This is a genomic window from Sphaerisporangium sp. NPDC004334 (genome assembly GCF_053602655.1).
In genome coordinates this window covers 153,437-165,641 of the sequence record NZ_JBSGDZ010000001.1, presented here as the reverse complement: position 1 = coordinate 165,641, position 12,205 = coordinate 153,437, and the positions used below count along the sequence as shown (strand labels likewise).

The following is a 12,205-nucleotide window of genomic DNA, read 5'->3' as shown; positions in this document are numbered from 1 at the left end:
CGACCTGCTCGACCGTGAGGGCCTCGGCGAGCTGGGCGGTGGCGCCCTGCAGGCGCGCGGTGCGCAGGGCGGCGGCGCCGAGCTGGTCGGTCAACCGTCCCCGCATCTCCTCGGCCTCGCGCTGCGGCGTCACGTCGCTGTTGGCGCCCACCCACTCGACGACCCGGCCGTGCCGGATGATCGGGACGGCGCGCACCTCGAAGTGGCGGTAGCCGCTGGCCCGGGTGCGGACGCGGTAGCTCCACTCGAACAGGGTGCGGCCGCGCAGGGCCTCGCGCCAGGCCTCCTCGGCGGCCGGCCGGTCGTCGGGATGAACGGCCTCCAGCCAGCCGTAGGCGAGGTACTCCTCCAGGCTCTGGCCGGTGATGGCCCGCCACTGCGGGGCGTCGTCGACGACGGCCCCGGTGGGCGAGGCGATCCACACGAGCTGCTGCTGGGACTCCACCAGCGAGCGGTAGCGCTCCTCGCTGCGGCGCAACTCCTCCTCGGCGAGCTGGCGCTCGGTGACGTCCACGCCGAACATCGCGACCCCGGCGAGCGCCCCCTTGTCGCCGTGGATCGGGTAGAACGACAAACTCCAGTGGCGGAGCTCACCGGTGGCCGACATGCTGCGGTAGCGCTGGTCGTCGTGGACGACGGCGCGGTGCTCCTGGACGACCCTGCGCAGGGCGGCCTCGATGAGGGCCGACAGGTCGGCGGCGACGATCTCGGACGCCAACCGGCCGACGTGCTCCTCGGCGGCCACGCCGCTGGCGTCGGCGAAACTCTGGTTGACCCGCTGGATCCTGCCGGTGGCGTCGAAGAACGCGAAAGCGAACGGGGCCTCCGCCAGCAGGCCTGCGAACAGGGCGGGGTCTGAGATGTCCACACCCGACTCCCGGGGACGGGGCACGGAGGTTTCGGCGCTCATGGTCGGCACCTCCGTCGCGTGCCAGGGTCTCCCACGAGGCACATCTCCATAACTGTGATTGGTAGCGCGGAATCTGCACTACATCATCGGCGATGGGCACGCGCGGACGGAAGCCCCGGCCGCGATGCGGTCAACGCATCCTGTCAAAAACGCGCCGCGGTGTGCAGCAAGATCGGCCGACTTTCTCACCACGCGCATCGTGGCCTGGTCGGTCCGCAGCACCTCGGCCAAGCCTCCACCCCTCCGGCATCCGCGACCCTGACGGCGGCGCGAGGCGCCGCGACGGCACATGGCGCGCCCGGGACCGGACGCGTTTCGAAGACAGCTTCCCACAGGAGCGGCTCCGGGGTGCCCGATGTGCCGAACCCTTACGGCGGCAGGGGTTGACACCATCGCGAGAAAGGGTGGAATGGGAACCGCACGCCCCCTCAGAGCACTGGTCCGGGGGATGGATGTCCCCCGGCTCATCGGAGGATGCGAAACCGCCCATGCCTGCTCTAGCAACGCGTTTCACCGAAGGGACCGCCGACCGGCGGGGGACCGGCTCACAGGCGACCGCACCGCGTGAGCCCCGTTCTCCCGCGTCGGGGGACGAAACCGCCGTCAGTGCCCGTCTCCAGGACGAGTTCCTCGGAGTGCCCGTCGAGGTCGTTGACCGCTGTGTGGAGGACGTCGAGGCGTGCGCCGCGCATCTCGGCGTCGATGTCACCACGGCCGTCGTCGAGCGCATCGCCCGCGAGCATCTGCTGGCGGTGGCGAGCTCGGTGCCGCTGACCGACCGCCCGCCGAGCGGCGCGCACGAGCCCCGCGGATGACCTTCGCCGGCTCGGCGGGGTGACAACGCGGCCCTGACTGTAACAGCGGGGTCACCAGGGCGCGTTCCGTGCACCTTTCGGGCGCGGAATGCGAGAAGGTAAGGGCGTGAGCCGCCGACGACGACGAGACCCCCGGGGGACCCAGCCGCCGGACGACGTGTTCGCGGAAATGCTTACGGCGGCCCGCGAACTGCTCGCCGTCCGCAGTCCTCTGGACGCCGAGCTGATGGTCTCCGACATGCTGGGCGCCTGGTGGGGCCGCAGGCTGCGCCGGGGCGACGTGGAGGAGTTCCTCGGCGAGGGGCTGGTCGACTACGCCGCGAAGGCCGGCACGCCCGCCGCCCTCACGTTGCTGGTCGCCGTCGCCTATCTCGGCACCGCCCGTCAGGCCGCCAAGGCCGAGGGCGCCGCGCTGGCGCTCATGGAGTCCGACGTCGCCCGGCCCCGCTGGGCCGAGCGCGTTGGAGCGGTCAAACCGCGCGGCTGTTACGTCTCCAGGGACGCCTACGGCGACCAGGACACCGTGGTGTGCACCTTCGCCTACCGCGGGGCCCCTCCGGCCTTCCAGGGCCGCGACAGCGCCGCCTCCGCCGCCGTCTCCGCCCACGCCTCCTCCCACGGCGCCGCGGCCCCGGCCGGCTCGTCCCAGGGCACGGGCGCCGCCGCCCACGGGGCGTCCGCCGCCCAGAGCACGGGCGCCGCCGCCCAGGAGGCACCCGCCGCGCAGGGGGCGCCGGCCACTCAGGAGACCGCCGCCCAGGAGGCCGCCGGCCAGGCGACGGCCGGCCACGGGGCGGTCGCCTCCTCCGGCCAGGACGCCGCGACCGCGCCGCAGGCGCCGGCCCCTCCGGTGGAGCATCCCGAGGACGCCCACGCGCTGGTGGTGGTCGTCGACTACAACATGCGCGGCATGGCCCGCGACGCCTGGGTCTCCTCCCACGTGGACGAGCTGCTGCGCAAAGCCGCCGTCGAGGCCGCGGGCAATCCGATGCTGTCGTTCGAGGAGATCGAGCCGCAGCAGGCCAGGGCGCTGCTGGAGTTCGCGATGAAGGCCACCGCCGGGTCCCTGGGCCGCCGCAAGGGCCCGAAGCTCGTCAGCGACGGCTACAGCGCCTTCCACGCCTTCGCCAGGGCCCGCATCAAGGCGCTGCCCCCGGGCCGCAAGCGCCCCGCCCCGCTGCTCAGCGAGGCGCCCTACAGCCGCGACCGCCGGGCGATGCTGGCGGCGGAGTTCCTGGCCTCCGACGCCGCCGAGCACCTGTCGGACCCCTCGGCCGCCTCCCGGTGCGCCGACCACATCATCGACTACGGCTGCGACGAGGACTTCAACCGCCCGCTGCGGGTCAGCCCCACCAAGTGCGAGACCTTCCTGCTCGACTGGCTGCCGCGCAAGGTGCTGCTCAGCCCGGCCGAGCAGGAGGCCATGCCGCACGTCCTGCTGTCGTGGGTGCGCTTCGCCGCCGCCAGGACCGGCCTTCCCGAGGAGGGCGTGCGGGCGACGCTGGACGCCGTCTGGGAGGCCACGGGGCGCTTCACCGAGGCCTACCGCGACCCGACGACCTTCGGCCTGGACCGCTCCCTCGTGGAACGTCTCCTGCCCGACGGCGACCTTTCGGCCCTGGCGCGGCGGGCCTTCGCCTTCCCGTTCCTGGAGGGCACGCACGGCGACGTCGAGCTGTGGCGGCTGCGGCCCTCGGAGGACGCCGACCGCCGCATCCTGCTGGAGATCGACCACGCCGACGAGCGCGACCGCCCGGACTTCGCCGAGCACCTGGCCTGGCACGAGGAGATCGCCAAGCGGCTGTGGGACGGCGAGCCCGAGCAGCTGTGGGAGGCCGCGCAGCGCCTGCTCGACCTCGGGCACGACCGGCACGACGTGCTGCACGTCCTGATGGAGATCGCCGAGCGCATCGGCGACCACCCCGACGAGCTGGCCGCCGCCCTGGACGACATCGCCGACATCCCCGACGAACCGCCCGCCTGACCGAGGTGTGTCCCGGCCTCGGGGGCCGGGACGGGGCGATCAGCGCGTGAAGCCGATGTCGGCGTACCTGAGGGTGTAGAAGCCCGGGGCGCCGATGTTGGCCAGGGTCGCCTTGACCCCCCAGTTCTGGGGGCGCTGGTAGAGCGGCAGCACGTTGACCTCGCGCCAGATCAGCTTGTCGGCCTCGTTGGCGTCGCGGCGCGCCCGCACCGGGTTGAGGTCGGAGGACGCCCGGCGCATCGCGGCGTCGATCTCGGGGCTGCCCGACCTGCCGAAGTTGGCGTTCCAGCGCGCCTTGCCGTCGGAGGCCCTGGTGCGGTCGGCGTAGGTGGCGTAGCTGCTGGAGATCGGGAACGGCGTGCCGATGTAGGAGAACGGCGCGATGTCGAAGTTGCCGGGGATGACGTACTTGGAGAAGAAGTCGTCGCTCGGCACCGACTGGATGGTGACCGTCACCCCGATGCGGCGCAGCATGGCCTGGGCGAGCTCGGCCTCCGACTTGCTGAGCTGCAGCCCGGAGGGGATGACGAAGCGCACCGCGAGCTCCTTGCCGTCCTTTCGCCGGGTCGGGCTCGCCCTGCGCCAGCCCGCGGCGTCCAGCAGGCGCTCGGCCTTGGCCGGGTCGAAGGCGCCGAGTTCACCGGAGTTGTCCTGGTAGCCGACCTGGGTGTTCATGAACAGGTGGTTCTGCAGCGGCGTGCCCTTCCAGCCGAGGCCCTGCAGGTCGGACCGGGTGATCGCCGAGCGGTCCAGGCCGAGGACGATGGCCTGGCGCACCCGGGCGTCCGAAAGCGCGGGGCTCTCGGCGTTGAGGGTGAGGTGCCGGAAGTCGGGCCCCGCGGCCTGGCGGATGACCGCGCCCCTGGCCTGCGCCGCCCTGGCGAGGTCGGGCGCGGACGGGCCGACGTCAAAGACGTCCAGCTCACCGTTGGTGAACGCCCCGACGAGGGAGTCGGTGGCCAGCGACCGGTAGATGATCTTGTCGAGCTTGGCGCGCCCGCCCCACCACCGGTCGTCGCGGACGATCGTGATCGTCTTGGCGGTCAGGTCGAACGCCTGAAATCTGAACGGCCCGGCGGTCACCGGCACGCGGTTCAGCCAGCCGGTGTTGAAGGCGTCCGGCGTCGCGTCGGCCGACTTCGGATACAGCGGCCAGAACAGCGACTGCCACTCTGAGAAGGGCGTCTGGAAGGTGACCTGCACCTCGTAGTCGTCCTTGCCCCGGGCGACGCTCGCGATGTCCTGGTAGCCGGTCGTCGAGGCGACGTGGAAATCGGGGTTGCGGCCGTTCATGGCCTTCCACTGGGCCTCGTAGTCCTGCCAGGTGATCGGCCGGCCGTCGGACCAGCGGGCCCGGCGGTTGAGGGTGTAGGTGACCACCTGGCGGGGGTTGGTCGCGGTGACCCGGGCGTCGGTGACGTAGTCGGTGTTCGGGGTGGGCGTGGCGTTCTCGTCGGCGCGGAAGGCGGCGGGCATGAGCGCGTCGACGACCTTCTTGACCTCGGCCAGGTTGCCGTCGACGTGGTTGATGTTCCACTGGGTGGGGAACTCGGTGAGCCCCCAGTGCAGGGTGCCGCCGTCCTTCACCCGCTCGCGGGGCACCGGGTTGACGTCGAAGGCCTTCACGGACGCGGGCGCGCCCCCGGCGGCGCGGTGGCCGCCGTCCGCGCCGCCCCCGCAGGACGCGGCCGTGAGCGGCACGGCGACGGCCAGGGCGGCGGCCAGCGCCCGCCTGCGGACTGTTGTCACGTTTCCTCCCGATCTACAAGCTCTCGATACCGGCGCCGCCTCAGACGACGCCCAGCCTCTCCGCGTGGTGGCACGCGGCCCCGTGGTCGCCCTCCACCGGGCGGACCTCGGGCTCCTCCTCGACGCAGCGCTCCCGCGCCGGGCCGGCGAGGGTCGCGAACTTCGGGCAGCGGGTGCGGAACCGGCAGCCCGACGGGGGGTCGGCGGGACTGGGGAGGTCGCCTTCCAGCAGGATCCGGCGGCGCCGGCGCTCCTTGTCGGGGTCGGGGATGGGGACGGCGGACAGCAGGGCCTGGGTGTAGGGGTGCGCCGGGCTGCCGTAGACCCGCTCGACCCGGCCGATCTCGGCGATGCGGCCGAGGTACATGACGGCCACGCGGTCGGCGATGTGCCGGACGACGGCCAGGTCGTGGGCCACGAAGAGGTAGGACAGCCCGAGGCGCCGCCCGAGTCCGGACAGCAGGTTGAGCACCCCCGCCTGGACCGACACGTCCAGCGCGGACACCGGCTCGTCCAGCACGACCAGGCGGGGCGAAAGGGCCAAGGCGCGGGCGATGGCGACCCGCTGGCGCTGACCGCCGGAGAAGTGCTGCGGGTAGCGGGCGGCGTCGGCGGGGTCGAGGCCGACGAGCCCGAGCAGGCGCCGCACCCGTGGGCCGGTGTCGCGGTGACCGTGGGTGACCAGCGGCTCGGCCACGATGTCGTGGACGGTCATGCGCGGGTCGAGGGAGGCCAGGGGATCCTGGAAGACGACCTGCAGGCGCCGCCGGACGGCCATGCGGTCGCGCGGGGTGAGCGTCGCGGTGTCGCGGCCGAACACCGCGACGCGGCCCGCCTCGGGACGGGACAGTTCGAGGATCTCCATCAGCGCCGTGGTCTTGCCGCATCCGGACTCCCCCACCAGGCCGAGCGTCTCGCCCTCGCGGATGTCGAAGCCGATGCCGTCGACGGCCCGGACGGTGCCGACCCGGCGCCGGAACACGGCACCCTTCATCAGGGGGTGGTGCTTGACCAGCCCGGCGACCTCCAGCACCGCGGCCCGCCTCTCTCGCGGCTCCGCCGGCGCGGCCTCGACGCGCGCGGGGGCGGCGTCGCCCGCCGCGGGCCGGGCCGCGGCCTTCACGAGCGGGGCGCCGGAGGTCCCGTCGAGGTCGCCGGAGCGGTGGCAGGCCGCGCGGTGCCCGGGGGCCACCTGCGCCGGCGCGGGCTCGCTCCGCGCGCACGCGGCGACCGCCATCGGGCAGCGCGGCTCGAACGGGCAGCCGGGCGGCAACCGGGACGGGCAGGGCGGCGCGCCGTCGATCGGGGTCAGCGGCAGCCGCTCACCCGCGTCGAGGCGCGGCACCGAGCCGAGCAGGCCGATGGTGTACGGCATGCGGGAGCGGTGGTAGACGTCGCGGACGGTGCCGGACTCGGCCTCGCGCCCGGCGTACATGACCAGCACCCGGTCGGCGAAGCCGGCGACGACCCCGAGGTCGTGGGTGATCAGCACGATGGCGGCGCCGGTCTCGCGCTGGGCCTTCTTGAGGACCTCCAGCACCTGGGCCTGGATGGTGACGTCCAGGGCGGTGGTCGGCTCGTCGCAGATGACGACGTCGGGGTCGTTGGCGATCGCCATCGCGATCATCGCCCGCTGCCGCATGCCGCCGGAGAACTCGTGCGGGAACGCCCTTGCCCGCCGCCGGGGGTGGGGGATGCCCACCAGGTCGAGCAGCTCGACGGCCCGGTCGGCCGCCTGCCGGCGGCTCACCCGCTGGTGGACGCGCACGGCCTCGGCGATCTGGTCGCCCACGCGGTAGACGGGCGTCATGGCCGACAGCGGATCCTGGAAGACCATCGAGATCGCCCGGCCCCGGTAGGCCGCCAGGCGCTTCTCGGGGACGCCGAGCAGCTCGCGGCCGTGCAGCAGCACCGAGCCGGACACCGTGGCGTGGCGGGGCAGCAGGCCCATCACCGCCAGGCACGCGGCGGACTTGCCCGCGCCGGACTCCCCCACGATGCCCAGCACCTCGCCGGCCCCGACGTGGAACCCGACGCCGCGCACCGCCCGCACGCCGCCGAAGGCCACCTGGAGGTCGCGCACGCGCAGGACGGGGTCGTGCACGGCGGGCTCCGCCTCGCGCGCCCGCGAGACCGGGTCGTCCACGGCCCGCTCGCCCTCGCCTGCCTGGCCCGCCCCCTCTCGCAGAGCGGGCTCGGCGTCATCGGCCTGCCGCGCCCGCTCTCGCACGGCGGGCTCAGCGTCGCGCACGCCCCGCGCCCGCTCTCGCATGGCGGGCTCCACGTCGCGCACGCCCCGCGCCCGCCCGCTCACGTGGACCTCCCCGCGCCGGGGTCGAACGCGTCGCGCAGCGAGTCGCCGACCAGGTTGACCGACAGGATCGTGATGATCAGCCCGCCGGCCGCGAACCAGAACGTCCAGGGCGCGTACAGCGCCGTCTTGGACCCGTCGGCGATGAGGCCGCCGAGGGAGACGTCAGGCGGCTGAACCCCGAACCCGAAGTAGGACAGGCTCGTCTCGGTGAGGATGGCGGCGCTGACGTTCAGCGTCGCGTCCACGATCAGCAGAGACGCGAGGTTCGGCATGACGTGCCGGAAGATGATGGTGCGGGGCGGGACGCCCATGAACCGCGCCGCCTTGACGTACTCGCGTTCCTTGATCGTCTGGGTCATGCCGCGCACGATCTTGGAGGTGACCATCCACAGGAACAGCGCGAGCATGACGACGAAGAGCATCCACCGCCCGCCGGCAAACAGCGGCGACATGACCGCGAGCACCAGGAACGCGGGCAGCACCAGCAGCAGGTCGGCCACCCACATGAGCGTGCGGTCGGTCCAGCCGAGGAAGTAGCCGGCGAAGGAGCCGGCGAAGGCCGCGAGACCCGTCGAGAGCACGGCGACGAGCAGGCCGACGACCAGCGACTTCTGGGCGCCGCGCATGGTGACGGCGAACACGTCCGCGCCGGTCTGCAGGGTGCCGAACCAGTGGCCGGGCGAGGGCGGCTGCATGAAGGCCGAGAAGTCGAGCTCGCCGGCCGACCAGGGGCAGGCCAGCGGCCCGGCGAAGGCGAGCAGGAACATGGACGCCAGCAGCGCGAAGCCCGCGGCGCCCTGCCTGGTGCGGAAGAACCGCCCGGCCACCACCCGGCCCCGTGAGGGCGCGCGGACCCGCCCGGCCCCGGCCTCCCCCTCGGCGAACTCCTCCTCGCTCAGCGTCGTGGTCATCGGCCCACCCGCACCCGCGGGTCCAGGACGGCGTGCAGCACGTCGGAGGCCAGGGCGGCCAGCAGCACGGCCAGCGCCGCGAAGCAGCTGATCGCCGCGACGGTGTTGACGTCGTTGGTGCGGATGGAGGCCACGAGCTCCTCGCCCATGCCGTGCCAGCCGAACACCGACTCGGTGATGGTGGCGCCGACCAGCAGCGCGCCGAAGGTGAACGCGAAGTACGTCGCGGCGGGGATGAGGGCCGTGCGCAGGGCGTGCTTCACCAGGGCGGTGCGCCTGCGCAGCCCCTTGGCCATCGCCGTGCGGACGAAGTCGGCCTCCAGCACGTCGAGCATCATGTTGCGCTGGTAGCGGCTGTAGACGGCGACCTGGCCGACGGCGAGCGAGAGCGTCGGCAGGGCCAGGTGCTTGACCCGGTCGAGCAGCCCCGCGCCGGGGCCGCCCGCGAGGCCGGGCGTGGCCTCGCCGCTGACCAGGAACACCTGCGCGCCGAGGTGGTCGTTCAGCCAGATGGCGCCGATGATCAGCATGTTGGCGAGCACGACCGTGGGGATCGCGAGCACGGTGAAGGCGGCGATGGTGGACAGCCGGTCGAACCAGCCGTACTGCCCGACGGCCGCGGCGGCGCCGACGAGCACGCCGGCGACGCTGCCGAGCAGCAGGCCGAGCACCACCAGCCGCAGCGTCACGCCGAGGCGCCGCCCGAGCTGGGCGCCGACCGGGTCGCCGTTCCAGGTGCGGCCGAGGTCGCCGTGCAGCACTCCCCCGGCCCAGGTGAGGTAGCGCCCCAGGAGCGGGGTGCGGTCGTCGAGGTTGTGCGCGCGGAGCCGGGCGTCGATGACCGCGGCGGGCGGCCGGGGGTTGCGGCCCTCGTAGTTGGACCGCGGGTCCAGCGCGACGGCGGCCAGCATGTACGCCAGGCTCGCGGCCACGGCGATCAGCACCGCGTAGTTCACCAACCGGCGAAGCAGGAATCCCGCCATCGCCCCCCTTCCGCCGACTGCCGAGGCGTGCCGGATCGCGCACCGTGAGGGATGTTCCGCGTCCCTCCGTGCCCATCCTGCTACATGGCGTAACCATCCGGTGACAAGAAAGTCGTCAATCGGACCAGGTGTCGGCCGCGGGCCACGGCGGGCGGGCCGTCAGGACGGCGCGCGTGCGGCGGTGAACCGAGGACGCGGGCCTCGTGGGCAGGCCCGCGGGGATCAGCGGTCGGCCAGCTCGTCGACGGCGGTGCGCACGTCGGCGCTGGTGATGGTGGTGAGCTCCTCGGCGCTGGCGGTGCCGCCGCGCCCGGCGAGGCGGACGTCGCGGCCGAGCGCGGCCCGCTCGAACAGCGAACGGGCGAAGCGGCCGTTGCCCAGACCGTCGATCAGGCCCTCGGCGCAGACCCACGCGAACACCTCGGCCAGGTCGCGCCGCGCGGAGTCGTCGAACCGGTCGCCCGACTCCTCCGCCAGCAGCGCCGCGATCTCGGTGAGCTCGGCCGCGCTGTAGGAGGGGAACGTCACGCGCTGGTTGAACCTGCTGGCCAGGCCCGGGTTGGTGGCCAGGAGCCGCTCCATCTCGGAGGCGTATCCGGCCAGGATGACGACCAGCCGGTCGCGGTCGTCCTCGGCGCGCTTGAGCAGGGTCTGCACGGCCTCGGCGCCGAAGGCGTCGCCGCCCTGGTAGCCGCTGTTGACCAGGCTGTAGGCCTCGTCGATGAACAGCACGCCGCCGAGCGCCCGGTCGACCAGCTCGTTGGTCTTGATCGCGGTGGCGCCGAGGTGCTGGCCGACCAGGTCGGCGCGGGAGGCCTCGACCACGTCGGGCCGCGAGAGCAGGCCGAGCGCGGCGAAGACGCGGCCGAGCACGCGGGCCACGGTGGTCTTGCCGGTGCCGGGCGGGCCGACGAACACGAAGTGCCGCATCTGCGGCGGCGCGGGCAGGCCCTGCTCCTGGCGCATGCGGGCGACGCGCAACTGCGCGGCGATGGCCCGCACCTGGCGCTTGACCGGCTCGAGGCCGGCCATGCGGTCGAGGTCGGCCAGGGCGTCGGCGAGGCTCGGCGTGGCCTGGTAGCCGCGGAACCGGGCGGTGATCTCGTTGAACGCCTTGGTCAGGTCGGCCGTGGTGGTGGTGAGGAGGTCATCGCGGCTGGGCGAGCCGCCGGCCCCGACCACGCGCACGTCGCGGGCCTGCGCCGCCGCCTCGACCAGGCTGCGGGCGAAGCGGGCGTTGCCCAGTTCGTCGATCAGGCCGCGCCGGTGAACGTCCTCGAACAGCCCGTGCAGCGCCGCGGGGGCGTCGGCCTGCAGCCGCTCGCCCCGCCGGGCGCGCAGCAGCTCGACGATGCCGACCAGCTCGGCCGGCGAGTAGGTGGGGAAGTTGACGCGGGTGGAGAACCGGGACGACAGACCGGGGTTGGAGGCCAGAAAGGCCGACATCTCCTTCTCATAGCCCGCCAGGATGACGATGAGCCGGTCGCGGTCGTCCTCGGCGCGCTTGAGCAGGGTCTGCACGGCCTCGGCGCCGAATCGGTCGTGCTGGCCCTCCCCGGAGTTGACCAGGCTGTAGGCCTCGTCGATGAACAGCACGCCGCCGAGCGCCCGGTCGATCAGCTCGTTGGTCTTGATCGCGGTGGCGCCGAGGTACTCGCCGACCAGGTCGGCGCGCTGGGCCTCGACGACGTACGGGGTCTCGAGCAGGCCGAACGCGTAGAAGATCTTGGCGACCGTGCGGGCCACGGAGGTCTTGCCGGTGCCGGGCGGGCCGAGGAACACGAAGTGGCGCATGGGCTGCTCGGAGGCGTACCCCGCCTCGGCGCGCAGCCGCGAGGCCTCGATGGACGCCGCGATCGAGCGCACCTGCTCTTTGACCGGGTCGAGGCCGATCATGCTCTCGAGCTCGCCGAGGGCGTCGTCGACCGAGATCGGCGGCGGCGCCGAGCGCTCGGCGCCGCCGTCACGCTCGGCCGCTCCGTCCCGCACGCGCTGGCGCGCCTGCGCAGGGGCCTCGGGGGGCGCCGCCAGCCGCTTGCGCGCCTGCCGGGCCTGGACCAGGCGGTAGACCAGCACGGCCACGGCGACGCCGTACGCCGCCCACGTGGCGGCGTCCGCCGAGAAGGTGGCCACGGCCAGGCTCACGAGGGCGGCGGCGCCGAGGGCGGCCATGGTGGTGATCCACGGCGTCACCCACCTGATGAGGTGGGCCGCCACGCCGGTCAGCACGGCGAGCAGGACGAACAGGGTGGGCAGCAGGGAGTGCGGGCTGACGTACTCGGCGGCGACCATCATCAGGGACGACCACGCCACCACGACCAGGACGGTCGCGGCGGCGCGGGGATAGCGGAGCGTCAGCTCGCCGTAGCCGAGAAGTAACAGAGTGGTGGCGAAGGTGGAGAACGGCGACCAGCCGAGGAAGACGGCGAGCACCATGGCGCCTATGAGGACAGCGCCGAAGATGACCCGTCTCGTAGCACGGGAAAGCTGGAAATAACGGAGCCGGACGTGCTCGAACGCATCACGGGCCGCGGCGCGC

Annotated in this window: 8 protein-coding genes; 2 read left to right on the top strand and 6 right to left on the bottom strand. The window is 73.4% G+C overall.

The genetic code is table 11. From position 1 onward, the window contains the following. A partial coding sequence (locus tag ACWEN6_RS00685; RefSeq protein WP_452568282.1) for a PAS domain-containing protein occupies nt 1–910 on the bottom strand: 910 nt, incomplete at its 3' end. A 488-nt stretch (nt 911–1,398) separates the two neighbouring features. Between ACWEN6_RS00685 and ACWEN6_RS00680 the strand changes: the two genes are divergently transcribed. Further along, entirely contained in the window at nt 1,399–1,725 is a 327-nt protein-coding gene (locus tag ACWEN6_RS00680) for a hypothetical protein (RefSeq protein ID WP_452568281.1), read from the top strand. Nucleotides 1,726–1,831: 106 nt separating this feature from the next. Then, on the top strand, nt 1,832–3,709 hold the full coding sequence (locus ACWEN6_RS00675; protein WP_452568280.1) for a hypothetical protein: 1,878 nt from the start codon (nt 1,832–1,834) through the stop codon (nt 3,707–3,709). Nucleotides 3,710–3,748: 39 nt separating this feature from the next. Here ACWEN6_RS00675 and ACWEN6_RS00670 read toward each other — a convergent pair whose 3' ends face one another. From ACWEN6_RS00670 to ACWEN6_RS00650, 5 genes are all read right to left on the bottom strand, one after another. After that, the gene (locus ACWEN6_RS00670; protein ID WP_452568279.1) at nt 3,749–5,458 is read right to left on the bottom strand and encodes an ABC transporter family substrate-binding protein; all 1,710 of its coding nucleotides are present in this window, start codon (nt 5,456–5,458) and stop codon (nt 3,749–3,751) included. Between the two features lie 40 nt (nt 5,459–5,498). Beyond that, entirely contained in the window at nt 5,499–7,604 is a 2,106-nt protein-coding gene (locus tag ACWEN6_RS00665) for a dipeptide ABC transporter ATP-binding protein (RefSeq protein ID WP_452568515.1), read from the bottom strand. A gap of 164 nt (nt 7,605–7,768) precedes the next feature. Continuing rightward, nucleotides 7,769–8,683: an ABC transporter permease gene (locus ACWEN6_RS00660; RefSeq protein ID WP_452568278.1), complete on the bottom strand. Its 915-nt coding sequence runs from the start codon at nt 8,681–8,683 to the stop codon at nt 7,769–7,771. Next, nucleotides 8,680–9,666, bottom strand: coding sequence for an ABC transporter permease (locus ACWEN6_RS00655; protein ID WP_452568277.1), 987 nt, complete (start codon nt 9,664–9,666; stop codon nt 8,680–8,682). Before ACWEN6_RS00655 ends, ACWEN6_RS00660 begins: the two co-directional genes overlap by 4 nt. A gap of 222 nt (nt 9,667–9,888) precedes the next feature. Beyond that, complete coding sequence (locus tag ACWEN6_RS00650) at nt 9,889–12,102, bottom strand: AAA family ATPase (RefSeq protein ID WP_452568276.1); 2,214 nt, start codon at nt 12,100–12,102, stop codon at nt 9,889–9,891. Nucleotides 12,103–12,205 lie beyond the last annotated feature (103 nt).

What these genes read in the sequence shown, in the direction of transcription:
- ACWEN6_RS00680 (WP_452568281.1), top strand. Translation starts at nt 1,399, where the DNA reads ATGCCTGCTCTAGCAACGCGTTTCACCGAAGGGACCGCCGACCGGCGG.
- ACWEN6_RS00660 (WP_452568278.1), bottom strand. Translation starts at nt 8,683, where the DNA reads ATGACCACGACGCTGAGCGAGGAGGAGTTCGCCGAGGGGGAGGCCGGG.
- ACWEN6_RS00655 (WP_452568277.1), bottom strand. Translation starts at nt 9,666, where the DNA reads ATGGCGGGATTCCTGCTTCGCCGGTTGGTGAACTACGCGGTGCTGATC.
- ACWEN6_RS00650 (WP_452568276.1), bottom strand. Translation starts at nt 12,102, where the DNA reads ATGGTGCTCGCCGTCTTCCTCGGCTGGTCGCCGTTCTCCACCTTCGCC.